The sequence below is a fragment of the Paenibacillus sp. 7516 genome (assembly GCF_002272715.1).
Taxonomy (GTDB): Bacteria; Bacillota; Bacilli; order Paenibacillales; family Paenibacillaceae; genus Paenibacillus; species Paenibacillus illinoisensis_A.
Genome location: NZ_NPBI01000036.1, coordinates 1 through 25,727 on the forward strand (window position 1 = coordinate 1; position 25,727 = coordinate 25,727).

Genomic DNA, 25,727 nt, shown 5'->3' on the forward strand with positions numbered 1-25,727 from the left:
TATGATTTTAGAAGCAGCCTCTACAACATGTAGAGGCTGCTTTTTTCTATACGATAACGTTTAGGGAATTGTATAAAAAACGTAAGAAGAAGCCAAGGCCTCCATGTTAGAAGGTCTTGGCTTCTTTTGCTCTCAGTGCATTACTTAATACATCCAACGAGACAGCCTAGATGGACTTCTAAACACTTTAGTTGCGTTTAGGAACCCTTCGGATAGCTATTAGCGCTCGTGACGGTCAGAAACTTTTCTACGCATACCTGCTAAGCCAAGAAGTCCGAGCAGACCGAGCCAGCCCCAGTCCATATCATTGTCTCGGTCAGTGGCAGCATTTGCACGAACATTGTTCGTACGGTAGTCACCCGTGTTGTAGTTTGTGCTGTTCATTTGTGTTCCACGGTTTTGATCCATACCTTGGGTTGCTGAACCATTCGCAGCGGCAGGACCAGCCAATGCTGCCACCAAAAGTGTAGAAGCAATAAGGGTAGATACCTTTTTATTCATCAGATGTCGCCTCCTTTTTGTTTGAACTATATCTAATCTGCCTTTTACTAAATAAAATTATGTAATTGTTCTTGCGTTAAAATATCCCTCTGGCATAAGTGAACATGCTACATAAAAATTTGCCCACTAATATTAGTTAGGCAAGAAATTGATTCACCCTCAAACCTTTGGAAATCCAGAATAAATTTAATGAAGAATCAATTAAAATGGCTTAAAGAAACTATGTTGAGCATTGAAACGCATTTAAATACATAATCGGGTATCAATTCTGGCTTGGTTACATCACAAATCATCTTCGCTTATAGCCTCTAACTTGTCGTTTCCATAAGGGGAGGTAGCAAAAGATAATAATTTTTAAATTGATACTTTAATTTATTACATCACTGTGGTAAAGTATACAAAAGCTTGCTTTGCCGGTCATGTTTTTGCCTGGAGATTAAATTGCTAAAATCATGGAAATGATATTATACTCTTCTGTATGAGTATATTTAACGCCGCTGTATATTTATAAATGAAAACGAATATGTATAAGGTGTTTGTTTATATATAGCATGTGAAAAAGGTATCATGCGACAAGCTTTTGCCCATTAAATGAAGCAAATCAAGAAAATGAATAATAAAGTGCGTTTTTGTGCGGAAAATCGGGGATAATCCCCTTTTTTACTAATAGAAAAATAAAGATTTTCGTACCATTTTATTGTATGATGTTATGAAGGTGTCAAATTTACGTGTACGAATGTGAACGATCAGATGGGAGGATAAGCATGACTGAAACTATGGTAACCGCCAGCAAAAGCCAATCTAACAACCTGCTCCGGCGAGACGTGCGGTTCCTGGGCAATATACTCGGAGAAGTTCTTGTCCATCAAGGGGGCACGGAGCTTCTCGATATCGTTGAGAAAATTCGGGAAACGAGCAAATCGTTGCGTGCAGAATTTTTGCCTGAACTGTATACAGAGTTCAAAACGATGATCCAGGAATTAGATTCTGAAAATCGTCACCAGGTCATTCGAGCTTTTGCAATTTATTTTCAATTAGTTAATATTGCTGAACAAAACCATCGGATCCGGCGTAAACGGGATTATGAACGATCTGCAGGGGATGCAGTACAGCCTGGTTCGATCGAGAAGGCCGTACAGGATCTGAAGGAACGCGGATTGTCTCATACCGAAGTAGAGCAGATTCTGGACGAATTGTCGCTGGAACTGGTTATGACAGCTCACCCAACCGAGGCTATGCGCCGGGTTATTCTGGATATCCACAAACGGATATCTGAAGATGTCATGCTGCTCGATAATCCAACGCTGACGTTGCGTGAACGTGAACAATTGCGGGAAAAACTGCTGAACGAAGTTATTACACTCTGGCAAACAGATGAACTTCGCGACCGCAAACCGACTGTACTCGATGAGGTACGGAACGGGATGTATTATTTTCACGAAACGTTGTTCCACGTACTTCCGGATGTATATCAGGAGCTTGAACGCTGCCTGAATAAATTTTATCCTGACCACGACTGGCATGTGCCGACGTATTTGCGCTTCGGTTCCTGGATCGGTGGAGACCGGGACGGAAATCCTTCGGTAACTTCAGATGTAACGTGGCAGACGCTGTTGATGCAGCGCAAGCTCGCTTTGCGTGAATATCAGCGGATTATGATTGAACTCATGGGGCATCTCAGCTTCAGTACGAACATCATCCACGTGTCGGATGAACTGGCTCAATCCATTGAGCAGGACCGAAGCTGTGTCACTTTGAAGAAAGTAGACATTTGGCGCAATGAGAAAGAACCTTATCGGATCAAACTGGCATACATGATTGCCAAAATGAATAATGTACTTGACGAAAATAAAGTTGGACAACCGGACCGTTATGACAGTGCTCAGGAATTGATCGATGATCTAATGATTATTGACCGCAGCCTGCGCCATCATTTTGCAGATTATGTAGCGGATACGACGGTTCGCAAAATGATTCGCCAAGTGGAGCTTTTTGGATTCCACACCGCTGCGCTGGATGTTCGTCAGCATAGTCAGGAACATGAGAATGCGATGGCCGAAATTTTGGCCAAAATGAACATTGTTGAAGATTATGCTCGTCTGACGGAGGACGGTAAAATTGATTTGCTGGCTCGCCTGCTCGAGGACCCACGTCCATTGACTTCTCCATATCACCAGTATAGTGAGGGAACAAAAGAATGTCTGGATGTATTCCGTACAATCAAACGTGCACAGAGCGAGTTTGGTACAGGATGTATTACAAGTTACCTGATCAGTATGACACAGGGAGCAAGTGATCTGCTGGAAGTCATGGTATTTGCCAAGGAAGTAGGATTGTTCCGTAAAGGACAGGGTGGAGAGATTATTTCGACACTTCAGGCTGTGCCACTGTTTGAAACTATCGATGACCTTCATGCAGCTTCTGACATCATGCAAAAGCTCTTCAATCTTCCGGTATATCGCGCAAGCGTAGCTGCCCGGAATGAGCTGCATGAAATCATGCTTGGTTATTCAGACAGCAACAAGGATGGCGGAGTGGTAACGGCTAACTGGGAGCTTCGGGTAGCCATGAACGCCATTACCGCTGTCGGTAATAAGCATGGCGTCAAGCTGAAGTTCTTCCATGGCCGTGGCGGTGCATTGGGACGTGGAGGCATGCCGCTTAACCGCAGTATTCTTGCACAACCACCTCATACAATTGGTGGGGGAATCAAGATTACCGAGCAGGGCGAAGTCATCTCATCCCGCTATTCCCTTCAAGGTATTGCTTACCGCAGTCTGGAGCAAGCGACATCGGCATTGCTCACAGCTGCACTGAACGGAATGGAGCCGCAAGAATCAGTATCGGAACAACACTGGGATAGCATCATTAAGGATATTTCCGAGGTATCTCTCACGAAGTATCAAGACCTGATCTTCCGTGATCCGGACTTCTTCAACTTCTTCAAGGAATCAACACCGCTGCCGGAGGTAGGAGAGCTCAACATTGGTTCAAGACCATCCAAACGGAAAAACAGTGATAAATTTGAAGACCTGAGAGCAATCCCATGGGTATTTGCCTGGACTCAAAGCCGCTATCTTCTCCCTGCATGGTATGCAGCTGGAACAGGATTGCAAAGCTATTACCAGAATAAAGAGGAAAATTTGGCTGTTCTCAAAGACATGTATGCCAACTTCCCATTCTTCCGTACACTTATTGATACGGTACAGATGGCTATTGCCAAGGCAGATCTTGTAATTGCCAAAGAATATTCCGCGATGGCCTCCAACAAGGAAGCACGTGATCGTATCTATGGTCAGATTGAGTCTGAATTCAAGCTGACAAAAGAGCTGATTTTGAAAATTACCGGAGAAGCAGAGATTTTGGATGATGTACCGGTAATTCAGGAATCGATTCGTTTGCGTAATCCTTACGTTGATCCATTGTCCTATATGCAGGTGCAGCTGCTTAGCGAGCTGAGAGACATGCGTGAGCGCGGGGAAGATGATACCGAGTTGCTGCGTGAAGTGCTGCTGACCATTAATGGTATTGCTGCAGGACTCCGCAATACAGGCTGATGCATTACCTGGCCCATATGATTCATGTAGTGAATAGTTAATGGAATTGGACAATAAAATGCACAGTTCTCTCCGCAGTCTTGTGTGAGAGATGAAACGGGACTCCAGTAGGAGTTCCCGTTTTTACTGTTTTTGGTGGATATTTTCCGGCACAGTCTTGATTTTTGACCAAAGTTGATTTACGATTTGATTGGTGAATTACAAGTGTGGACGGGTATCAGAAGGCGGAAGACCCATCAGCATGTCTGGGGGAATAAAGGTGGACAATTTGGAGAACAGGCTGGTTAAGCTGGTCCTAAAGGGTGATCAGCGGGCCTTTGCAGAAATCGTAGAACTATACAAAGACAAGCTATTTCATTTGGCATACCGGATGCTGAACAATCGTCATGAAGCTGAAGACGTTGTACAGGAGACGTTTTTGCGTGTGTTTCGTAATATGGAGAAATATGATCCGAACCAGAAGTTTTCAACCTGGATTTACCGCATTGCAACCAACTTGTGTATCGACCGTTTACGGAGGAAGAAACCATCTTACTCTTTGGATGCCGAGTTGAATGATCAGGAAGGATCCGATGGTTATGCCATGCTTCCGAGTGATGATCGTACACCAGAGAGCGAAGCACTATTGTCAGAAACACAGACGCTGATTCGTGAGGCTATTGACAGTCTGCCGGCCAAGTATAAGTCCGTCATGATTTTGAGATATTTACAGGACTTGTCGCTGCAGGAAATCAGTGATGTCACAGGCATGCCCGTAACAACGATCAAAACACGTGTGCACCGGGGCCGTGACTTTTTGCGTAAAAAACTGGAATATAAGCTGTAAATCAATTTAGATTTGTTTAGGCGAAATTATTTGAAACATATCTGAAACGGATGCGTATGTAATGTATGCAAGTCTTATGCGTTGTATTTGAAGATGCATGGACTAAGTGATCTAAGAAAGGATTGGCTCTCATATGGATTGCAACTCGGCCGTCTCTTTAATGCATGAATGTTTGGATGAGTCGTTGTCCCCGGCCCAGAAGGTAGAACTGAAAGGTCACCTTGTTACCTGTCCGGAGTGTCGCATGCGCTTTAAAGAGTTGGAACAGACGGAAATGCTGCTCTTTGCCATGAAACATTATTCACCGTCTGCCTCGGATGAGCTGACCAATCGTATTATGAATGCTCTGCCCCAGCCCAAGAGACAACAGATATGGCTCAAATGGGTCAAAGGACATCCCGCGCTGACGGCGGCAGCCTTCTTTTTGGTCGTGATGCTCTTTAGCGCTTGGAGCTTCTGGGATCAGAATAACGAAATGGTCGTTAAGGGGAATAATCTGGACCAGATCGTCATTGAAGGAAACACGGTTATTGTTCCTCAAGGCAAGTCAATTGCGGGCGATCTTACGATAGAGAATGGTACCGCCCAGGTATATGGTGATGTAGATGGCAATCTGACGGTGATCGACGGACAACTGTATCAAGCTTCGACGGCGCATATTTCCGGTCAGGTAAAAAGCATTGATCAGGCGCTGGACTGGTTCTGGTACAAAATAACCAATATGGTGAATGAAGTGGCTTACCGCTAGCACAGGGTGAATTCTTCACTGGTATATACCAAGCAGGGTACCTCCAGTTTGCATGGGGTACTCTTTTTTTATTGGCGACATTGTAATTTATGGTAATTGTGTTGTTTCTGCACAGTTTGTGACTGCCGTAACTTGCAACCTGATCGTTATCGTTATAACCTAGATACTAAAGAGAACATACTACTACATATAGAAAAGCATTTTGCATCTATCCAAAGACCGTCTTCCAAGCGGCAAGATATAGAATGAAATGGTTATATTCGTCTATACATTGTTGTACCGGGGAACACTCTTCCCCTCCAACTTATACGGCCGGAAGCTTGTCTGTGTCGGATGTGCAAGAGCTAAGACCATGGATTATATAAAATCCTAATGGGTTAATATGAGATCAGGGTTTACTCATCAATGGGGATAGCGGGGGCTGGCTTATGAACTATTTTGCTGACTTAACGTGGAAAGAGTCCATTAAGGACGTTATCGATATATTGATTGTTACCTATATTATGTACAAACTGATTTTGCTTGTACGGGGTACACGTGCAGTCCAGCTGCTTAAGGGCATTCTGTTCCTTGTGGTGATCTGGGCATTAAGCACGTGGCTAAACCTGTATACGCTCAAATGGCTCATGAACCAGATGTTTACATTTGGTGTGGTAGCCGTCTTTATTATATTTCAACCGGAACTGCGCCGCGGTCTGGAGCAGCTGGGACGTGGTAAATTGTTCGGACGCTCCACAGCAGCCAGCGATGAAGAATTAACGGTGTTAATTGGCGAGATTATTAAGTCTGTGAATTATTTGTCCCGTCGTAAAATTGGTGCACTTGTTGTCTTCGAACGGGAAACCGGCCTGAACGATTACACGGAATCCGGAATTCAGATGCAATCGTTGGTTAGCTCGGAACTGATGATCAATATCTTTATCCCAAATACACCGCTCCATGATGGGGCTGTTATTATCCAAGGCAAACAGATTTCTGCAGCAGCATGTTATTTGCCTTTATCCGAGAATCCATTTATTAGCAAGGAACTTGGAACACGCCACCGTGCCGCAATTGGTATTACGGAGGTAGCCGATGCGATCTGTCTGGTTGTCTCGGAGGAGACTGGACAAGTATCGCTCGCGATGAATGGACAGGTCGTTCGTGACATTAAGGAAGAGTCGCTGATCGCCAAGCTATATGAAGAGCTTCGTCCAACATCCAATCTAAACAAAAAGAATAATTGGACTTCTTTCTGGAAACGGAAGGGGGGAACGAAGTAATGGATAAATGGTTCAACAATAATAACTTTGCCAAGGTCCTTGCGCTTGCAGTCAGTTTGCTGCTCTGGTTTATGATTCATCTGGATGAAGTTCCTACCACGCCAACGATTGCTACTGGAACAACCAACAAGGTGGTAGAGCGTACCGTACCCGTTCAGCCTTATGGCCTTGACAGCAGCTCGTATGTGCTCACTTCATTAAGTACGGATGAGGTACGACTAGAGATCAAAGGACAGCGTTCTATGTTAACTTCCATATTTACAAATGATGATTATAAGGTACTCGTTGACCTGAGCCAGGTCAAAGATGGCTCCAATACGCTACCGCTCGTTCCCGATCTGCCTTCTGGCGTCGAGGTGGTTAGCATGGAGCCTTCCATGGTTACAGTCAATGTTGAAAAATTGGGCACCAAATCCTTCAATGTGAATATTGTACCCGAAGGAGATCCATCCGCTGGTTACAGCCTTGGGACGCCTGTCGTTGAGCCAACGGGTCCGGTTAAGGTAACTCTTCCCGAAGGGCAGTTGGACGCCGTAGCGAAGGTACAGGGCAGTGTGAGTGTGAAGGATGCAAAGGATGATGTAACGCAGAAAAGGGTCAAACTGCAGGCATATGATGCTGAAGGCAAAGTACTTGAAAATGCAGTCATTACGCCGCAGACCGTTGAAGTTCGCATTCCGGTTAATCAGCCCTATAAATCAGTACCCTTAAGAATCAAATATTCAGGACAGCTGCCCGAGGGATTGGTACTGTCCAGTGTGGAACCAAACGTGAAAGAAGTCTCGGTTTACGGTACGGATGAGGCGCTTGCGGGTATACAGGCCTACGACCAAGTTACCCTGGACCTGACACAATTTGAAGAGGCAGGGACATCGACAGTTAACGTGGACTTGACGCCGCCTCCGGGTTTTGAGAAAATCGAGCCTAGTTCGATTCAGATCAAGGTTACTGTGTCACCTTATGATGAGACAGAGGAGACAACAAAGGTCTTTCCCAATGTCCCCATAACCCTTACGGGTGTGGGGAACGGTTTGGAAGCTGCACTGGTCACGCCAAAGAGCGGCGGTGTAAATCTTACACTGAAGGGTTCTCCGAGTATGCTTGAAGGTCTGAGTGGTGAGGATATCAAGCTGACGGCAGATCTTCATGGGCTTACCGCCGGGACACATGATGTGCAGCTGGATGCTGAATTGCCCCGATTTGCTGAGCTGGATGGTACCTCTACTCCATTGAGCGCTACAGTCAAGATCAGTGAAAAAGCAGAGGATACGACAGTTCCCCCAAGTGAAGAGCCCACGGATGAAGGCAATGCCGGACCGGAGCCTTCGCCTGCAGAAGTGGAGAACGGGGAAACGGATCCAGCACCTGATGAAGGGGAAACGACAGAATCGAATACGGATAATCAGGAGCAGCAAACCCAGCAAGGCAATGCAACGAATAAAGGGAACTCGGGTAACAGCAGCGGTAGCAGCGGCACCAATGGCTCAAATCCGTAATGATTCAGTTTGATTTGATAAAATAAATATTTGATGCTCTTATATGATGCGAATAAAAGGAGTTAGATCATGGGGAAATATTTTGGTACAGACGGTGTAAGAGGTGTTGCCAATAAAGAATTAACGGCGGAGCTGGCTTACAGCATCGGTCGATGTGGTGGTTACGTGCTTGCTGGCGGCGTAGAGAGACCCAAAGTGGTTATCGGTATGGATACCCGGATCTCGGGACTGATGCTGGAATCTGCGCTGGTTGCAGGTCTACTGTCCATCGGTGCAGATGTCATCCGTCTGGGTGTTGTATCCACTCCGGGAGTGGCCTATATTACACGTCTGCTTAAAGCCGACGCAGGAGTCATGATTTCGGCTTCCCATAATCCGGTAGAAGATAACGGAATCAAGTTTTTTGGCGGGGACGGTTTCAAATTATCTGACGAGACGGAGAACCGGATCGAAGAACTGATGGATGCTGAAACGGATCAATTGCCACGTCCTGTTGGCGGCGCATTGGGTACCGTAACGGTAGATGAGCAATCGCGTTACAGTTATCTCGAATACTTGAAAACAACCGTAACCGAGTCGTTCTCTGGACTTAAAATTGTACTCGATTGTGCAAACGGAGCAGCTTATGAGCTGGCACCTAAACTGTTTGCAGAGCTTGGGGCGGAAGTCATTGAAATTGGTGCTGAGCCTAACGGCCTGAATATCAATGAGCAATGTGGTTCCACACACCCGGAGCATCTGAAACAAGAAGTGCTTAAACATAAAGCGGATCTGGGTCTTGCTTTTGATGGAGATGCGGATCGTCTGATTGCCATTGATGAAACGGGCGCAGAGGTCGATGGGGACTTCATTCTGTGCATCTGTGGTGATGCGATGAATCGTGCGGGCAAGCTAAAAGACAGTACAGTGGTATCCACCGTCATGAGTAATATCGGATTTTATAAAGCGACAGAGAAGCTTGCACTGAAAACAGCTAAAACGGCTGTGGGCGACCGCTATGTGATGGAGGAGATGCGCCGCGGTGGGTATAATCTGGGTGGTGAGCAGTCCGGCCATGTTATCTTCCTGGATTACAATACAACCGGAGATGGTATGCTGACAGCTATTCAACTCGTGGATACCCTCAAAGCATCGGGCAAGAAGCTGAGTGATCTGAAATCACTAATGACTCAATACCCACAGGTTCTGGTCAACGTACGTGTGGAAGACAAGAGCAAATACGAAGGTAATGCTGCAATCGAGCAGGCTATTGCTACAGTAGAACAACAGCTTGGTGATAATGGACGTGTTCTTGTTCGTGCGTCTGGTACAGAATCTCTGATTCGTGTTATGGCAGAAGGACCAGATAAAGGTGAACTGGAGCAGTTTGTATCCCAGATTGCAGACGTAGTGCAAAAGGAACTGGTTTAACACCTTAGATATACATTTTGTGTACACATTCCCACTGTGGGATTGCCATCATAGAATGTTATAATAAAGGGTATATGCTTGAAGCAAGAACAGAAATCCCGCGTCCCGACTGGCAAGGCCTAAGGTCTGATAATCCGGTCGGGATTGTGGGTAAATATGCTGATTTGGTCACAGGTACTTTGCTCCATTGCAAAATGAACCTGACGTGCATATAATGAGTGGAGTCGTCATTCAGACACAGAAAGTGAGGATCGTAAGGTATTAGTTACACAAGCGCCAGAGCTTGAAGTTGCGCGGGAAGGATTCTGAAGCGGTATGGATCTCGGGACTCGAGATTCACTGATCAGGATCGACGGCAATCAAGCTGACGAGGTGGAGGTGTTCGGATTGTTCGGCGGGGACCTCCCGGTGATGCACCATAGCCGTAAACCGGATTGCGGAAAATGGACGGGTGACTGTCCACACAACGCGCCGGTAGGTGCAAGAATAAACTAAAATTCAAATGAATGTGCGCGAAGAGCAAAATAGGTGCGCGGACGGAAAAATGATGTACATTCATGATTGCATTCATAACATCTTATGATGACTGAAGAGCGGCAAGAGGCCGGTCTGATCATTGATAATTGAATAGGTAACAGGTATTCATGATACATTTAGGCAATCATTCATTTTTTCGATATGCCGCGACAGCCGTTTCTCTTCGTGACACAGTATTCATATACAAACGGAGGAACTAAACTATGTGCGGTATTGTTGGATATATTGGTAATAAGAACACTCAATCGGTATTGGTCGAAGGATTGAAAAAGCTCGAGTATCGTGGTTATGATTCTGCAGGTATCGCGGTATTCACACCGGAAGGTCTGCAAATCACGAAAGCTCTAGGTCGTCTTGCGAACCTTGAAGCCAAGCTGGATGGTGCACCACTGGTAGGTAATGCCGGAATCGGACACACACGTTGGGCAACTCATGGTAAACCATCGGATGAGAACTCCCATCCACACACGGATGGAAGCCAGAAATTCTCTGTGGTTCACAACGGTATCATCGAGAACTATCTGGAACTGAAGGACGAATTGATGGCTCAAGGTCATACGTTCACTTCCGAGACGGATACTGAAGTTATCTCTCACTTGATTGCACGTGAATACAATGGTGATATCGTTAAAACAGTGCAAAAAGTGACCACGTTGTTGCGTGGTGCATTCGCACTGGGTGTATTGACAGAGCATGAGCCGGAGAAACTCGTAGCTGTGCGTCAAGCGAGCCCATTGATTATTGGTATTGGTGAAGGCGAGAACTTCATTGGTTCCGACATCCCGGCAATTCTGGAACATACACGTAACGTGTACATTCTGAATGATGGTGAAATGGCTGTATTGACACATGATGCTGTCGAATTGATGACGATTGAAGGCAACTTTATTTCTCGGGAAATGATTCGTGTCGATTGGGATGCTGTAACTGCAGAAAAAGGCGGATTCGAGCACTTCATGTTGAAAGAAATTCATGAGCAACCAAAAGCATACCGTGATACTATGCTGGGTCGCATCGACAATGAAAGCAAAAAGGTTCAACTTCCTGAGTTGAAAATGACAGAAGAACAAATTAAAAATATTCGTAACGTTCAAATCATTGCATGTGGTACTGCGTACCATGCAGGTCTCGTTGGACGTACAGTAATTGAGCAATTGGTACGTATTCCGGTTGAAACGGATGTTGCTTCCGAGTACCGCTATCGTTCCCCAATCGTGGGCAAAGATACACTCGTTATCGTTGTAAGCCAATCTGGTGAAACTGCGGATACGCTTGCTGCACTGCGCGAAGCACAATCCAATGGTGCACACGTCCTGGCCATTACTAACGTAGTGGGCAGCTCCATTGCACGTGATGCAGACGATGTGATTGCAACACTGGCAGGACCTGAAATCGCGGTTGCTTCCACCAAAGCATACACTTCCCAGTTGATTGCATTCAATCTGCTTGGTCTGTACCTTGCACAAGTTCGTGGTACACAAACAGCAGAAGAGATTGCACACACTTTGGCAGCAATGCAGGCATTGCCAGAGCAAGTGGAGTCCATGCTGGAGCAAGCGGATGCGATCAAAGGATATGCAGAGCAAATCTCCAAACATCAACATCTCTTCTTCATTGGCCGTGGTCTCGATTATGCGGTAGCTCAAGAAGGATCGTTGAAACTGAAAGAGATCTCTTACATCCACTCTGAGGCATATGCTGCAGGTGAGTTGAAACACGGTACACTGGCATTGATCGAAGACGGTATTCCTGTTATTGCCTTGGCAACACAAGAGAACGTTCTTGAGAAAACAGTGAGCAACATTAAGGAAGTAAAAGCACGTGGCGCGGATGTACTGGCAATTACGTACGAAGAGCACGTAGCAAGCTTGTTGAAATCCGTAGACCAAGCGTTTGCGATTCCTAAGACACTGCCACTGCTCAGCCCGGCGTTGTCCGTAGTTGCTCTGCAATTGCTGGCGTACTACGCTTCCCTGGCACTGGGTCACGATGTGGATAAACCACGTAACCTGGCAAAAAGCGTAACGGTTGAGTAAGAGGTAAATCGTTCGTTTCGATAATGGATAAAAGTAGTGAACGGTATTCATGAAATCATAAACTAATGTAATAGTTAGTAAAAAAGATGATATGACTTGGTCATATCATCTTTTTTTGTTATCCAGTATACTGAACATAAGTTTTTTCATCATCCGATCAATTTAAATAAACATATTCCAAGATGAAAGAGGTAAAATGATGGCGACTTGTGCAGATGTGTTGATCGTGATCGATCTACAAAATGGCGTATGTTACAGTGGTGAAAATCAATTATATGAGTTGCCGAATTTACTCGATAGAGTCAATCGGAGAATTGCTATGTATAGAGAATTAGATAAACCCATCATTTTTGTTCAGCACGGTGATGAAGAATTAGTGCCTGGAGAGGAACCATGGGCTATTCATTCCGACCTGGATGTTCAAGAACAAGACGTTCTTGTGCGAAAAATTCATGCGAATTCATTTTATAACACCAACCTGAAAAGCCTTTTGGACCAATTCGCTGTACATCGTATCGAGTTTTGCGGAGCGCAAACCGAATATTGTATGGATGCTACGATTAAATTTGCTCATGGGTTGGGATACGAAAACTACATGATACGTAATGCAACCTCTACTTTAGATAATCGATGGATGTCTGCAAAAGAGACCATTTCCTTTTATGAACACATATGGGGAGATCGATTTTTGAATTGGATAGATGGTGAATTGTAGAAGTTGGATAGATGGAGAATCCTAGATAAACGCCCCATATATAATCACTACATGAGCATTGCTCAGTCAGGTCTAAAACATCTGTATTCTTAATAGCAATAATTCAAAGTAATTGTAATGTAGTAAAGGGTCCTAATGACATTAAATACTGTCAGGAAGGACCCTTTTTGTTATCCAACAATAAGCCGTTTTTCTCTGTTTGAATATCAGTACATGCTGTTTAAGTCTTTAAGGTTTGGCAGGTCAGTTAAAGCTCCTAATATAGCTTTGAGACAAACGTCACTATCTTACAGAGGCCATCCTCCTGTCTCTCTTGTGAACAGCTTTTGATTATGCCCAAGTGGTAATCGTATCAACCGGGAGGCGATAGGAAGGATGTCCATCTTTGACAGCTTTGCCTATGGAAATTAGCATCACGGGTTGAAAACGCTCTTTGTCCAGGCCAAATACTTCGGCAATTCGGTCTTTATCATAACCGGCCATGGGATTGGTATCATATCCGTGGGCACGAGCAACGAGCATGAGCTGCATACTAATAAGGCCAGAGTCAATGAGATTCATGTCACGCAGCTCGGATGGGCTCATGTTGGCATAATAAGGTTTTGCCTGCTGCATCTGCATTTCCTTGATGTCCTGCGGCATGTATCCCAATTCGACTGATTTACTGAAAATCTCGTCCATATACGCTATGTTCTCTGCATCGTAAAATACAGCAATAACTGCTGATGAGGTAAGAGCCTGTGTTTGGTTGAAAGAGGCCAGTGGGGCAAGCTTCTCTTTTCCTTCAGCACTGTCAATAACAAGGAAACGCCAGGGTTGCATGTTAATGGCAGAGGGAGCCCGGGAAGCCTTCGCCAATATATCACTTAATTCCTCACGGCTGATTTTCACCTCGGGGTTGTAAACTTTAACGGAACGACGTTCCAGGACGATGTTATCGAAATCATTTGTTCTGTTAGATTGGCCAGTGGTTGTATCCATGTCGTTATCTCTCCTCGATCATATTTATGTGATTGGATTCAGGCTTTCATCCGACTCACTATGAGGAGTGTAAACTATGAAGTATACTTTATAGCAAGAGCACGAAGAGGGGCGATCCATATGAAAATTAGTGAAGTAGCAAAACAAGTAAACCTTCCTATATCAACGATCCGTTACTATGAAAAGATGGGGATTATCACGGATGAGCATGTTCTGAGAGACCAGAATAACTACCGGGTATATGATTCAGGCATCGTACAGCATCTGGATGTGGTGAAGCAAAGCTTGGCTGTTGGCTTTACGATTCAGGACATTCAATCCATGATCTCCAAATCCGGATTTTCACGAAATGAACAGAGAAGTATTATTCAGGATAAGATATCCGAAATTGAAGAAGTACAGATGAAGCTGGAACAAGCTAAACAAAATCTGTACGACATCCTTGAGACGGATATTACCTGTGAGGATGGATTCGGAAAGTATTAGATCACATCAAATCAAACATGCTCCAGTAAATCCAGATAATACTGTCTCAGTGCTTCCTTCAAGCTGGCTGGCTTCAAGATCTGAATGGATTTGCCATAGCCCGCAAGATAACGAATGATAAATTCAAGCTCATGAGGTTCATACGAACCAACAAGATAGGTCTGTTCCGCATACACTTCGAGTTTCATGGATGGGAAGTGTTCCTGCTGAAATAGCTCCATTCCCGCTTCATTGATTCGGCATTGAAAGGGGATGGCTTGTTCTGATGGCTTCCAGAGCGAATGGGCATCCTGGAGCGAAAGCTCCTTGATCTGGTCCAAGGGCTCGATATCTGTTAGTTGGGGTGATGATATTCGGTCACATCGGAATACGCGGTACGCCTGCTTGTGCAGGTCATATGCCTGGCAATACCAGTAGCCTCTCATCGCATAAAGGGCAATGGGCTGGATGGTGCGGACAGTGGAGGTGGTTACGTTTGAAGACGAGTCCTCGGTATGTCTGCTCGTGCGAACATTTTGATAAACAATCTGTATCACTGTATTCTGTACGGCGGACATCAATAGAAACTCCAGGTTCTCACTATCCTTAATTTGCTCCGTATGTTTGAACGAAACCCGATGCTGTATGTTCTGGATTTCCAGACGCTGCTTATCGGATAACGCGCTTATGAATTTCTCATGAATCGAACGGAAGGTAGCCTGAAAGGGCAGGTTAGAGAAACTCCGAAGGGCCTGCATGGCAAAATAAAGGGCATGAAGCTCTCCCGTATTAAACGATATGGGGGGCAGTTGCATCTGTTGAAGCAGACGATACCCGCCGTACCTCCCGTACTCGGCATAGATGGGTGCACCGAGTTCTTCCAATGAGGCGATATCTCTGATCGCGGTTCGCTTGGAGATCTGAAACTCCTGCATGAGGTCCTGCAGGGTAAACTGTTGTTTTTGATTGATAAAGCGCAGCATCTGGTTCATGCGTTCTGATTTTTTCATCACAAAGAAACCTTTCAATGGTGCCATGTATTGGCACCTTTTGTTGTTATGATCATAAGTGTAATCCAATCGAACCAAGGAGGCAAACGATAATGAATGTTGAAGTGATCCCATTTTTGTCGATGAACGGAGATGCGGCAGCAGCCATCGCATTTTACGAGAAGGTTCTGGGGGCCAAAGTGCTGTTTAAGAAAAGTTATAAAGAGATGAAGGAAATGAATCCAGGCTTCGAATACCCTGCTGGCCAAGATGAGTATATTACACATTCGGTGCTGGAAATTGGGGTGAACAAGATCATGATTGCAGAGGAGGCAATGGATCCGGAGAGACCTTGGCAGCTCGGAAACAGTACATCGCTATGTATTCAATCCAAGGATAAAACTACGATGGATCAGCTGTATACCTCTCTTGTACAACATGAGGACGTGAAAGTGCTCGTGCCTTACGAACAAAACGAATTTAGCCCAGGTTATGGCATTGTGCGTGATCCGTTCGGAATTGCGATTCAGCTCTGTGTGACGGTGCACGATTTCTAACATAAAATTAAGGACAGGGGCTACTCGCCCGGTTCAATAGAATATCATCAAAAGCGTCAAAAAAAGAAGAACCATTGATAACCATACCAATGTGCTCTTCTTTCTTTGTTTTTCCGAATAGGAATGTTCCGCAATCTGAAGATGGCCTGATCACACGGGATACAGGAGTCTATCCTTCTTTTTACTTATTTACCTTGTAACTGTAACGCTTGAGCTTCATCATTTTTTTCACTGAAAATCAAAGCTAGTGCAGCGAGCATCAAGACGAGAGAGACAGCCCGCTGCCAGGAGAACTCGATGAGCTCACTGCCAAACAGTCCCGTTGCATCGATAATAAAACCGGCAACAATCTGACCTACGATTGCCGTAAGGTTGGCAGGTGTTACCCCCAGTTTATTCACAGCAAAAGTGGATAGAAACAGATATCCAAAACCCATGAACACAGCAGAGAGCTGCAACTTAGGTGCATGAAGCAAGTCGAGCAGGTGCCCACTGCCAAAAAAGTTAATCAGTACGGCGAGAATCAGTGTACCTGATGCAAAAGTGAAAAATACGGTCTCCAGCAGGCCGATATTACGGCTAATGGTACCATTAATGGAGGACTGTGCACTAAGCACTGCTCCACCGATCAAAGTAACGATAACAATCAATAAACCTATGCCCATGGTGATCCTCCCTAGAATAAAGTTAGAGCCAGCGCGCCCAGCATCAATACCAAGGCGGCAATTCGTTTACTCCCAACCGGTTTGCGGTTGCTCCCCAGCCATCCGTAATGGTCAATCAGAATGCTGGTCACCATCTGTCCGACAACAATGGCAATCATGGAGATTCCTACGCCCACAATTGGAACACCAATGACCAAGGTCAGCAGGTAGATCACCCCGAGCAAACCACCAAGGAGGTTCCATTTCGGAAATTTGGTGATGGCAGAGAGGTTTCCTTTGCCGAAGAAAATCAACAAAATCAGTGAGATGATCGCACCCATGAAGAAATTATAAAAATCAGCTTCCAGCGTGCCGACTTGTTCCCCGAGTTTGCCGTACAGTGCTCCCTCAAAACTTAGAAGAGCTCCTGTCGCAATGGCGATGATATAAAAAATCAGCTTTTTCAATTGATCTCGACTCCTTGAAATGTGATTAATTTGCAGGTGCATGACCCATCATAAGGAATTGTAGAGGCGAAGACAATGAAAGATCTTGCTTTGTTTTTCTGAAAAATTATAGATCTTGCTGTGGCAAACAGGGTATAGTATTACAGCTAGAGAGTGATCAAGCATGGATACAGGAGGAGACAGCAATGAACGAGACAAGAAAAGAAACGTCCTCCCGATTGCTGTACATAGGCAGAGTCAACGGTAATCCCAATTGGAATTTCCCAAGCCACATGCATGAGGATATCAGTGAAATTGTCTATGTGTCTGATGGGGAAGGCATTATTAAAATTAACGAACATCCCTATGCCGTGCAAAAAGGCGATTTGTTAATTTATAATCAAGGTATCATTCATGAGCAATGTACCTCTCCGGTCTGTCCACTCAGCCTTTATTATTGTGGAATAGCCAATATCTATTCAGACGGGTCAAGGCGAGAACACATCATTTCCGAAAACGCCTCTCCGTATATTAAAACGGGAGCGTACGCTGGCAGAATCAACGAGCTGCTTGACTTCATGTATGAGGAATCGTCCAATCAACAGGCAGGTTATGAGAAAATCTGTGAAGGATTGCTGGGTGCACTGCTTGCCTTAGTACAGCGGTTGGTTCAACCGAATGTTTCACGAAAGCAAGATTCGGATCATCTGGCTGTGCGGATCAAGGAATATCTTGATGAGAACTACCTGCAGCACTTGAAACTGCAGGATATCGCTGCGCATTTTCATATGAACCCTTACTACTTATCCCATGTGTTTAAGCACAAGTATGATGATTCCCCAATCCGTTACATTGTCCACAGAAGAATGGGAGAAGCGAAGTGCTTGCTGACCAAGACAGATATGAAGGTGAGTGAGATCGCACATGTTTTGGGCTATCAGAATGCAAATTATTTCACCATTCTGTTCACCAAGACTATGGGCGAATCGCCTACCCAATACAAGAAAAATGAGCGTTCAGAACGCGTGGATCTAACGGAAACGTAAACCTGATGCTATAAGCATAGGGGGAGTAAACACCTTGCTCTACTTCATTAACTCATAGCGGTCATGTTATGTATAATTAGAGGAAGGCCTGACGTCAGAGGCAGGCAAGTGTAAGTAGCGAGGGGGCAGAGGACTGGATTGCGAAAACAAGGGGTTATCGGGAAAGAGAGCAGACTGCGACTACTCGAAGCTGCGACGCAGGAATTCGCGTTAAATGGATTCTATCAGACGAAAATAAGCTCCATCGTTGCCCGTGCAGGAGTAACGCAGCCTGCATTTTATCTTTATTTTGAGAGCAAGGAAGCAGCTTTTGCAGAGCTGATCGATAGTTTTCGAAATGGACTAATTCAGGTCGTCCGGGATAGTCATATCGAGGCAGGGAAGAATAGGGACGATCTCAAGGAAGCTGTCGTGGAATCATTGGGGCAGATTTACCGTTATCTCGGAGAGAATCCGGCGCTGACCCGGATCGGGCTGTATCAGTCCGCGGAGTCGGTGAGAATTAAAGCCGAGATTGCGGGTCTGATGGAACAAAATCTGATTGCAGAACAACAAGCCGGATATTACAGGCATGATCTGGATACGGTTTTCTTCGCTGAAGCTTTGCTGGCCATCGTGGAGCGGTTAACACTGATCAAGCTGCTGCCGGGGCACGAAACGCCGTCCAAGCTTGCGCGGATCACGCAGGATCTGTTTTTCTACGGAATTTTGGACACGAAGCATCGGGATTAAAATCCTATTCAATGCGCTATGCAGTTGAATCAGGCTTTTGATTGGGGTATGGTTTTGGATTTGAATGCTAACCTAATACGAGAACAATAAGAGCCAGACTCAGAATTATCGAAGTCTGGCTCTATTCGAGTTATGATTAGACTGCGCTCGCAGCATAAAAACCAGAGCGCACGGCAGTACCTACTTTACCAATTTGGACGCAATCGCCGATAAGGCTGGTTTTGGCTTCGAACTTGGCTCGAATCTGCTCCGCTACGGTTGTATTTTTTCTCATCCCAAAAGCATTAATCATCGTATCTGCCTCAATAAACACCTTGGTACCCTCCGCATTCTCCGCATATAAACCATTGGCTTCAAAGGAAAGGACTTTGTGCCCTCCGAGTATGGTCACCCCGTGACTTTCCAGCATGGGCATCAGAGCTGCCCGATTAATGTACATCACATCCTGTCCCGCTTCCGGACGCATCTCCACAATCGTCACTTTTTTACCTTCCATAGCCAGCTCAAGTCCCAGGTCACATCCTGTTAAACCACCGCCCGTGATGACAATCTGTTCGCCGCGAACAAGTTCCTTCTGCAAATGCGCCTCAATTGCCCCAATGACATGCTCACTATGAATACCGGGGATTGGGGGGATGAGAGGTACGGCCCCTGCCCCAATAAAAATGTGATCGGCTGACTGAAGCGCTGGATCTTCCGGTGTGATCTCATGGTTCAGATGCATTTGCACGTGTAGCTGCTCTAACTGCCGTTCATACCAGCCAATCAAGGCGCGCAGCTGACCTTTGAATTCCGGAGTAGCCGCACTGGTTACCTGTCCGCCAATCGCTGCCTCTTTCTCATACAAAGTAACCTCATGACCTTTGAGAGCAGCTACACGGGCTGCTTCTAAACCGGATGGCCCCCCGCCTACAACGACAATTTTCATCTGTGTCTCCGCAGGCTCGATGGTAAATCGCTTTTCATTCGCGGCCTGAATATTAACCGCACAGCTGATTTTGGTGTTGCGCTCAATGATGCGACCGATGCACTCCTCGTTACAACGAATACACGGACGGATATCTTCGCGCATATTATTGCGCAGCTTGTTCGGAAGCTCGGCATCGGCGATGAGCGCACGGCCGAACATGACAAAGTCGGCGTCGCCGGACGCTATTAACCGTACTGCGCTCTCGGGAGTATGGCTGCCCGAGTTCAGGATGGGAATGTTCACTGCTTGCCGGGCAGGTGCACACATGTAGTCCATACAGGCATCACCCAGATAGGCTGGTGGGAAAATGTAATCGATTCTCTCGTAGGAGCCTGCATCGATATCAATGGCGTCCACGCCAGCACGTTCCAGAATCTGAAGCATCTCCAGACTATCCTCAACCGTACGGCCGCCTTCAAAGCGATGATCCAGCGCGATTCGGAACAAGATAGGCATGTTAGGACCTACTGCCTTGCGAATCGCCTGAACAATCTCAACCGCAAATCGCATACGTTTCTCGGTACTGCCTCCATATTCATCTTCACGTTTGTTCCAGATCGGGGACATGAATTGGTCTATCAGATAACCGGCATGGGCATGAATCTCGATCCCATCAAAGCCTGCACGTTTCAGCCTGGCAGCCGAATCGGTAAATTGATCCATGATCGTCTGAATTTCCTCCACGGTGAGTGGATGACATAGAACTTCCGGATTATAGATCGCAGGGATGGCCGAGGCAGATACCGGGGGCTTGCCTGAACGATCTGGCAGTGCATTACGCCCGGTCCCGCAGCTTAACTGAGCGATAATCCGGGTACCGTAACGCTGCACCGCATCCACAAGATCGGTAAGCATTGGCACGACATAATCCTTTTCAACGATGCCTTCCAATACACCCTGCGCCAAATCTTCGGTCAGAAATTGTGCACCCAGGATGATCATGCCTGCGCCACCTTTGGCACGCTCTTCATAGTAATCAATCTCTTCGAGTGAGATTCGGCCATCGGGACCGGCAGAGTTGGTCCCCATGGGGGACATGACGATTCGATTTTTCACGTCCATACTTCCAATGTGGAAGGGGGTGAACAGCTTTTCATAAGGATGACTCATTGTGGATATACCTCCTGTTGTTCTGGCTCGTGGACTTGATCAATAAATGATTCTAGAAATTTTGATTTCGCTAAGATAGGTTACTGGTGAGTAATATAATGAATAAGCTCATGGTAAGCCTTTTGCATGATATTAAAAGTGAAAAAAATCACAAATGTAACCATTATCTTATGATAGTGTCAACCAGTCAGTGCTGCTAGCCGCACTAATCTTAGCTGAACTAGAGGGAAGAGGGTAGCTGGTCTCAAGTGACGGTGGATAAAAAAGGCCCGCAGGAATGTTACCTGCAGGCCCAATGTATTAATCCAAGCGATTAAACCCCCTGCAAGGTGGCAGCTTCCAGCTTGGCAAGACGTTTCATGACTTTCTTCAGCATCACCGAGGCTTTGACGCGAAGAGGAAGATCGGGAGAAATTTCAATGGTGTAGTGCCCGGTAGCGATAAGCTCTTTCAGTTCGGCAACAGAGGCACAAGGACGGTCCAATACATTAAACACACTGCCGTATTGCAGACATTGGTGCGTATCACTTCCGGCTGTTACGGGTTTGCCCAAGGACTGGGCGAACGTTTCAACCTGACTGCGGCAGGTATGGATACCGGTTTTGTACATATCTTTGGCGTTCAGGTCGAAGGCATCCAGACGTCCAAGCAGACCTGGGTCCAGCTCATACAGAGGGGTCGATTCCCGGAAAGGATGTGCACCAATTTTGAACAGGGGCCAGGCTTCGGCCAGATCAAGCAGGTCGGCAAAGGGAATGAAGGACCCCTTGGCAGTATAATTTTCCAGGCCGGCACGAACGGCAAGGATATGCTCTTTTTGACCAATGAGCAAAATATGTCCGGTCTCCTGAATGTCCACTTCCATCCCGGGAAAAATGCGAAGTCCGTCTGCGTCATAATATTCTCCGTTGTAGGGATAGAGTCGATCCAGCGTCTCATAAACATCGTAGAAGTGGCGAGTGTTGAAATGTTCGGTAAGCGCGAGGGCGTCCAGTCCGCTGGCCTTGGCCTCGGCGACCATTTCAGTGAAGTAGTCGACGGAGAAATCAGAGTTTTTGGATAATTTGCCGTGAGTATGAAGATCAATACGCATGTCGAGACACTCCTTTTATTCCATGAATGGTTAAGTATATGAATTACAAAATCTCGTAATGTGCGCCGAGCCAGAACAGGAGGACAACATAGATGGCTGACCCGACAAGAAAACCGATATCGCGTGGGGTAATCTTCAGATGGGCCAGCTTCAGCCGTTTCGAATCCGGATTCTTCATTCCGTAAGAGAAACCACGGGTTTCGAGTGCTTCCACAGTGGTACGGGAACGTTTGGCGGTTGCGAGCATTAACGGGAAAAAGGATACAACAAACAGTTTCATGTAGTAAACAACAAGCCGCCAGTAGAACCAGCCATGGCTGGATGGGACCTGACCCCGCAATCTGTACGACAGCATAATGTTGCGGAACTCACCAAACAACACGGGCAAAATGCGGTACGCATACGAGAGGCTGAACGAGAATGCTGCGGGCATTCCGAGTGCCAGCAAGCCATCTCCGATTCGTTCCGGGTCCATTCCTGAAAAGACAGTGATGCTTGCCAGGGATACGATCGACAGCTTCAGGGTTAGGAGTAATAACGGAAATGCGGATTCCAGATTTCCCCCGAAGAACAGCGAGATAATAAACATCCAGCCTACCTGACCGATCAGCCCCAGACATAGAATGATGATGATGAAAGGAGCAGCGCGGGACAGAATGGTCGTAATGACCATGAGAATAAACATGCCGAGCAGCACCGTGCCGTTATGAACGAACCAGGGAACGATGGCAAAGAAGAGATACCAGATGAGCATGACACGCGGATCAATTCGGGACAGACTTGCATGACCGCTGCCATATACGGTATTCATCAGCTCCAGCTGAATGCGTTCAATGGATATTTTGTCAAACCAGTTGCGGACAAGCTGCATCAATGTCTTCCTCCTTGGTAAACGAATGATTCAAAAGGTTCTCCACAAAAGTCTCAGGAGTCGGACAGAGTGCAGATAGACCCAACCGATGAGATAGTTCCATCATCTGAGTAAGCGCAAGTCCGGAACGACGCAGAAGCGGCTCGTCGGCAAACACCTCGGCAGGTGTCCCATCTGCTTCAACACGTCCATCATGCAGCACGATGACACGACTGGCCCATTGGGTAACCAGCTGCATATCATGAGTTGCAATCACCGTTGTCCGCACATGCTGATCCAGTTCATCCAATACGCCAATCAGTTCCTCTCGCGTAGCCAGATCCAGGTTGGCGGTAGGCTCATCAAGCAGCATAAGAGAAGGTTTCATGGCTGCGCCAATCGCAAGGGTAACGCGTCGCTGTTGTCCACCGCTGAGGAGACGGGCATCCCGCTCCTGTAACGGGGTGAGTCGAAAGCGATCGAGTACATGTGCGATTTGTTCGTCGGCTCCCTGGATACGGCGGTTTCTCAAGAAATACGAAACCTCTTTGCGCACACTGTCTTCGATAAACATCTCGGCAGATTGTTGGAAAATATAAGCGACTCGGCCAGCCAACTGTTCCAACGATGAACGATGTGTGATATCCCCGAGTACGCGGACACTGCCTTCCTGAGGCAGATTAATGCCGGCCATGAGCCGGAGTAGTGAAGACTTACCTGCGCCGTTGTTGCCCACCAGGGCGATCCGTTCTCCTTCATGGAGTGAAAAGTTAACACCACGAATAATTTCATGTTCTTTTTTGCCAAGCCCTCTATACCGCAGACGAGTATCCTTGAATTGAACAATCGGCAGAGAAGCAGTATGTGCATGTTCTTCAGAATGGAACGGTACCTTGCTCTCCGCAGGATGGGACTGTTTGCCCAGATTGGCCAGTAGTGCGGATATTGCAGCAGTGTGCTGTTTATGAAAATAAACCGCGGCTTCCTCCACCGTGATTGGAAAGAGCTGATGATGCAGCTGCTCGGGTTGGGTTACCTGATCTCGTTTCAATAATGGAACAGCCTGAATGGCTGCACGGGTCACTTCAGGAGGCTGAATGCCCAGACGCTCCAGGTCTGCGATACGATTTAAACTTTCCTTAACTGGCAGATTCCATAGAACACGTCCTTTATCCATCAGGACTACATCCGCACAGAAGTCAGCGATAAATTCGGTATGATGCTCGATGACAATAATGGTCTTGCCGTGCTCTGTATTTAACCGATATAGGCATTCATAGATGAGTCTGGCATGCTGTGGATCCAGCTGGGAGACGGGTTCATCCACGATGAGAATGTCCGGGTCCATGGATAGTGCCCCAGCGAGTGCAAGCAGGTGCTTCTGTCCGCCGCTCAATTCCCAGATGTACCGATTGTGGATGGAGTCCAGACCGCACATCGTCAGCGCACGTTCACCCAGCTCCTTATAGTTGGCCAGTCCGTAATTCAGTGGAGCGAAGCAAGCTTCATCGAGCACGGTTGGGCGTACCAGCTGATTATCAAAATCCTGATAGACATACCCAATTTTTCTGGACAGATCTGCAACACTTTGCCCAGCCGCTGAGACTCCCAGTACATGAACTTCACCCGTAAAGTCACCCGTATAGAACTGGGGAATCAGGCCGTTAAACAATTTGCACATCGTTGACTTGCCACATCCGTTGCCTCCGATAATCGCAGTGAAGCTTCCGCGGGAGAGCTCCAGGGAGGCTCCGTTCAGAACAGGTTCTTCCGAACCCGGATAGGTGAAGGTAACATCATGAATAGCAATAGCGGTATCAGGTGAAGAAGCAGGATGGGAAGAATGTGTATTAGGCATATGGGCGATTCTCCGTACCTGAAATAGCTTTGCTTTTACTTCGTTTCGCACGCATGATCCATAGAGTAACGACCGCGATGAATGCAGCAGCACCGATACTGATCCAGATCGAGGCTGAGCCGTATTGATCGGCATAGTCCGTTTCCCACACGGCGAAGTTGATGTCCATCTCGGACAGGGATTCCGCGCCAAAAGCGATTGCGAGCAGCAGCAGGCCGATCAGGAACAGCTTCGGACGGAAGAAACCGACACCTTCATATTTCATGCCAGGATTACGAGGTTTAATGCCGAGCAGTGGTTCGATTTTGCCATAGAGAAGAGGAACAAGGTACAGCGTGGGCAGCAGAGCGAACAGGATGCCCGAGAATAATACGTCGTTCAGGAACCCAACGCCTTCAATCAGCACAACACTCTCGGCAAGTCCGGGAACGGCTTCGAGTTCTTCCACGCCAATCCAGACTTTGCCGATATCGACCAATGAACTGAGAAATTGATGAATGATGACTCCGGTCATGGCAGCGACACCAACTTGTCTGCGATTGCGGGGATCACTGACCATGCGGCCGGCGACATACATCGCGAAGGAAAAGGTAATGAATTTCTCCAGTTCGCCGAGTCCGCCGAATTGCCCCAGCATCAGTTCACCGAAGATGACTTCACCAAGAGCAGCACCGAGAGCGGCAATCATGGGATGGAACAGGATGCAGAGCGTCAGTGGAATAAAAGCAAAATATTCAACGGACAATTCAATCGGTCCAAGCTGCAGCTTGGGAATGAGCTCTGTAAACATGTTGGATAAGCCGTACAGTGACATGGAAAGCACAAACACCATCATTTTCTGTGAAGACGTCAGCGTATAACGTTCAGTCATCTTCTTCATCGATACATACCTCCCTGA

General features: G+C 46.5%; 22 protein-coding genes. 12 read left to right on the forward strand and 10 right to left on the reverse strand.

The window, feature by feature from the left end; genetic code table 11:
- Positions 1-219: 219 nt before the first annotated feature.
- Positions 220-501, reverse strand: a complete 282-nt coding sequence (locus CHI14_RS24905) for a WGxxGxxG family protein (protein WP_095292233.1) — start codon at positions 499-501, stop codon at positions 220-222.
- A gap of 764 nt (positions 502-1,265) precedes the next feature.
- On the opposite strand from CHI14_RS24905, the gene ppc reads away from it, so the two are divergent.
- The 8 genes from ppc (at position 1,266) to CHI14_RS24945 (ending at position 13,088) form a co-directional block, all read left to right on the forward strand.
- Positions 1,266-4,058, forward strand: coding sequence for a phosphoenolpyruvate carboxylase (gene ppc / locus CHI14_RS24910; RefSeq protein ID WP_095292235.1), 2,793 nt, complete (start codon positions 1,266-1,268; stop codon positions 4,056-4,058).
- A 259-nt stretch (positions 4,059-4,317) separates the two neighbouring features.
- The gene (gene sigW, locus CHI14_RS24915; protein ID WP_017692117.1) at positions 4,318-4,884 is read left to right on the forward strand and encodes an RNA polymerase sigma factor SigW; all 567 of its coding nucleotides are present in this window, start codon (positions 4,318-4,320) and stop codon (positions 4,882-4,884) included.
- A gap of 133 nt (positions 4,885-5,017) precedes the next feature.
- Complete coding sequence (locus tag CHI14_RS24920; protein ID WP_095292236.1) at positions 5,018-5,632, forward strand: zf-HC2 domain-containing protein; 615 nt, start codon at positions 5,018-5,020, stop codon at positions 5,630-5,632.
- Positions 5,633-6,060: 428 nt separating this feature from the next.
- Complete coding sequence (cdaA, locus tag CHI14_RS24925) at positions 6,061-6,894, forward strand: diadenylate cyclase CdaA (protein WP_095292238.1); 834 nt, start codon at positions 6,061-6,063, stop codon at positions 6,892-6,894.
- Positions 6,894-8,390 (forward strand): CdaR family protein, encoded by a 1,497-nt coding sequence (locus tag CHI14_RS24930; protein WP_095292239.1) that lies wholly within the window; start codon positions 6,894-6,896, stop codon positions 8,388-8,390. Before cdaA ends, CHI14_RS24930 begins: the two co-directional genes overlap by 1 nt.
- 69 nt (positions 8,391-8,459) lie before the next feature.
- The gene (gene glmM, locus CHI14_RS24935; protein WP_095292240.1) at positions 8,460-9,800 is read left to right on the forward strand and encodes a phosphoglucosamine mutase; all 1,341 of its coding nucleotides are present in this window, start codon (positions 8,460-8,462) and stop codon (positions 9,798-9,800) included.
- Between the two features lie 740 nt (positions 9,801-10,540).
- Positions 10,541-12,373, forward strand: coding sequence for a glutamine--fructose-6-phosphate transaminase (isomerizing) (gene glmS / locus CHI14_RS24940; protein ID WP_095292242.1), 1,833 nt, complete (start codon positions 10,541-10,543; stop codon positions 12,371-12,373).
- A gap of 199 nt (positions 12,374-12,572) precedes the next feature.
- On the forward strand, positions 12,573-13,088 hold the full coding sequence (locus CHI14_RS24945; protein WP_095292244.1) for a cysteine hydrolase family protein: 516 nt from the start codon (positions 12,573-12,575) through the stop codon (positions 13,086-13,088).
- Between the two features lie 330 nt (positions 13,089-13,418).
- Here CHI14_RS24945 and CHI14_RS24950 read toward each other — a convergent pair whose 3' ends face one another.
- A complete protein-coding gene (locus CHI14_RS24950) occupies positions 13,419-14,069 on the reverse strand; it encodes a nitroreductase family protein (protein WP_095292245.1) in 651 nt (216 codons plus the stop codon).
- A gap of 120 nt (positions 14,070-14,189) precedes the next feature.
- Here CHI14_RS24950 and CHI14_RS24955 point away from each other — a divergent pair, with 120 nt between their 5' ends.
- Positions 14,190-14,555 carry a MerR family transcriptional regulator gene (locus tag CHI14_RS24955; protein WP_170948267.1) on the forward strand — a complete coding sequence of 122 codons (366 nt, stop codon included), beginning with the start codon at positions 14,190-14,192 and terminating at the stop codon, positions 14,553-14,555.
- A gap of 11 nt (positions 14,556-14,566) precedes the next feature.
- On the opposite strand, the gene CHI14_RS24960 is transcribed toward CHI14_RS24955, so the two are convergent.
- Positions 14,567-15,544: a helix-turn-helix transcriptional regulator gene (locus CHI14_RS24960; protein ID WP_095292361.1), complete on the reverse strand. Its 978-nt coding sequence runs from the start codon at positions 15,542-15,544 to the stop codon at positions 14,567-14,569.
- 92 nt (positions 15,545-15,636) lie between these two features.
- On the opposite strand from CHI14_RS24960, the gene CHI14_RS24965 reads away from it, so the two are divergent.
- Positions 15,637-16,080, forward strand: coding sequence for a VOC family protein (locus CHI14_RS24965; protein WP_095292246.1), 444 nt, complete (start codon positions 15,637-15,639; stop codon positions 16,078-16,080).
- A gap of 185 nt (positions 16,081-16,265) precedes the next feature.
- On the opposite strand, the gene CHI14_RS24970 is transcribed toward CHI14_RS24965, so the two are convergent.
- Positions 16,266-16,745, reverse strand: a complete 480-nt coding sequence (locus tag CHI14_RS24970; RefSeq protein ID WP_349290400.1) for a DMT family transporter — start codon at positions 16,743-16,745, stop codon at positions 16,266-16,268.
- 11 nt (positions 16,746-16,756) lie between these two features.
- Entirely contained in the window at positions 16,757-17,191 is a 435-nt protein-coding gene (locus CHI14_RS24975) for a DMT family transporter (RefSeq protein ID WP_227779964.1), read from the reverse strand.
- 185 nt (positions 17,192-17,376) lie between these two features.
- Between CHI14_RS24975 and CHI14_RS24980 the strand changes: the two genes are divergently transcribed.
- Together CHI14_RS24980 and CHI14_RS24985 are read left to right on the forward strand one after the other, a co-directional pair.
- Entirely contained in the window at positions 17,377-18,216 is an 840-nt protein-coding gene (locus tag CHI14_RS24980) for an AraC family transcriptional regulator (RefSeq protein WP_095292249.1), read from the forward strand.
- A 138-nt stretch (positions 18,217-18,354) separates the two neighbouring features.
- Positions 18,355-18,948 (forward strand): TetR/AcrR family transcriptional regulator, encoded by a 594-nt coding sequence (locus tag CHI14_RS24985; protein WP_095292251.1) that lies wholly within the window; start codon positions 18,355-18,357, stop codon positions 18,946-18,948.
- Between the two features lie 136 nt (positions 18,949-19,084).
- On the opposite strand, the gene CHI14_RS24990 is transcribed toward CHI14_RS24985, so the two are convergent.
- The 5 genes from CHI14_RS24990 to CHI14_RS25010 all read right to left on the reverse strand — a co-directional run bounded on the left by CHI14_RS24990 (position 19,085) and on the right by CHI14_RS25010 (position 25,709).
- Positions 19,085-21,028 carry an NAD(P)/FAD-dependent oxidoreductase gene (locus CHI14_RS24990; RefSeq protein WP_095292252.1) on the reverse strand — a complete coding sequence of 648 codons (1,944 nt, stop codon included), beginning with the start codon at positions 21,026-21,028 and terminating at the stop codon, positions 19,085-19,087.
- Between the two features lie 313 nt (positions 21,029-21,341).
- Positions 21,342-22,121 carry a PHP domain-containing protein gene (locus CHI14_RS24995; RefSeq protein WP_095292253.1) on the reverse strand — a complete coding sequence of 260 codons (780 nt, stop codon included), beginning with the start codon at positions 22,119-22,121 and terminating at the stop codon, positions 21,342-21,344.
- Positions 22,122-22,164: 43 nt separating this feature from the next.
- Positions 22,165-22,992, reverse strand: coding sequence for an energy-coupling factor transporter transmembrane component T family protein (locus tag CHI14_RS25000; protein WP_095292255.1), 828 nt, complete (start codon positions 22,990-22,992; stop codon positions 22,165-22,167).
- Entirely contained in the window at positions 22,967-24,829 is a 1,863-nt protein-coding gene (locus CHI14_RS25005; RefSeq protein WP_095292257.1) for an ABC transporter ATP-binding protein, read from the reverse strand. The genes CHI14_RS25000 and CHI14_RS25005 overlap by 26 nt, the downstream gene beginning before the upstream one ends.
- Complete coding sequence (locus CHI14_RS25010) at positions 24,822-25,709, reverse strand: DUF8171 family membrane protein (protein WP_095292258.1); 888 nt, start codon at positions 25,707-25,709, stop codon at positions 24,822-24,824. Before CHI14_RS25010 ends, CHI14_RS25005 begins: the two co-directional genes overlap by 8 nt.
- Positions 25,710-25,727: the final 18 nt, after the last annotated feature.

Excerpts from the sequence above, each read along its gene's own strand:
- CHI14_RS24905 (WP_095292233.1), bottom strand. The coding sequence starts at position 501 with ATGAATAAAAAGGTATCTACCCTTATTGCTTCTACACTTTTGGTGGCA.
- ppc (WP_095292235.1), top strand. The coding sequence starts at position 1,266 with ATGACTGAAACTATGGTAACCGCCAGCAAAAGCCAATCTAACAACCTG.
- CHI14_RS24920 (WP_095292236.1), top strand. The coding sequence starts at position 5,018 with ATGGATTGCAACTCGGCCGTCTCTTTAATGCATGAATGTTTGGATGAG.
- cdaA (WP_095292238.1), top strand. The coding sequence starts at position 6,061 with ATGAACTATTTTGCTGACTTAACGTGGAAAGAGTCCATTAAGGACGTT.
- CHI14_RS24930 (WP_095292239.1), top strand. The coding sequence starts at position 6,894 with ATGGATAAATGGTTCAACAATAATAACTTTGCCAAGGTCCTTGCGCTT.
- glmM (WP_095292240.1), top strand. The coding sequence starts at position 8,460 with ATGGGGAAATATTTTGGTACAGACGGTGTAAGAGGTGTTGCCAATAAA.
- glmS (WP_095292242.1), top strand. The coding sequence starts at position 10,541 with ATGTGCGGTATTGTTGGATATATTGGTAATAAGAACACTCAATCGGTA.
- CHI14_RS24945 (WP_095292244.1), top strand. The coding sequence starts at position 12,573 with ATGGCGACTTGTGCAGATGTGTTGATCGTGATCGATCTACAAAATGGC.
- CHI14_RS24950 (WP_095292245.1), bottom strand. The coding sequence starts at position 14,069 with ATGGATACAACCACTGGCCAATCTAACAGAACAAATGATTTCGATAAC.
- CHI14_RS24955 (WP_170948267.1), top strand. The coding sequence starts at position 14,190 with ATGAAAATTAGTGAAGTAGCAAAACAAGTAAACCTTCCTATATCAACG.
- CHI14_RS24960 (WP_095292361.1), bottom strand. The coding sequence starts at position 15,544 with ATGAAAAAATCAGAACGCATGAACCAGATGCTGCGCTTTATCAATCAA.
- CHI14_RS24965 (WP_095292246.1), top strand. The coding sequence starts at position 15,637 with ATGAATGTTGAAGTGATCCCATTTTTGTCGATGAACGGAGATGCGGCA.
- CHI14_RS24970 (WP_349290400.1), bottom strand. The coding sequence starts at position 16,745 with ATGGGCATAGGTTTATTGATTGTTATCGTTACTTTGATCGGTGGAGCA.
- CHI14_RS24980 (WP_095292249.1), top strand. The coding sequence starts at position 17,377 with ATGAACGAGACAAGAAAAGAAACGTCCTCCCGATTGCTGTACATAGGC.
- CHI14_RS24990 (WP_095292252.1), bottom strand. The coding sequence starts at position 21,028 with ATGAGTCATCCTTATGAAAAGCTGTTCACCCCCTTCCACATTGGAAGT.
- CHI14_RS24995 (WP_095292253.1), bottom strand. The coding sequence starts at position 22,121 with ATGCGTATTGATCTTCATACTCACGGCAAATTATCCAAAAACTCTGAT.
- CHI14_RS25000 (WP_095292255.1), bottom strand. The coding sequence starts at position 22,992 with ATGCAGCTTGTCCGCAACTGGTTTGACAAAATATCCATTGAACGCATT.
- CHI14_RS25005 (WP_095292257.1), bottom strand. The coding sequence starts at position 24,829 with ATGCCTAATACACATTCTTCCCATCCTGCTTCTTCACCTGATACCGCT.
- CHI14_RS25010 (WP_095292258.1), bottom strand. The coding sequence starts at position 25,709 with ATGAAGAAGATGACTGAACGTTATACGCTGACGTCTTCACAGAAAATG.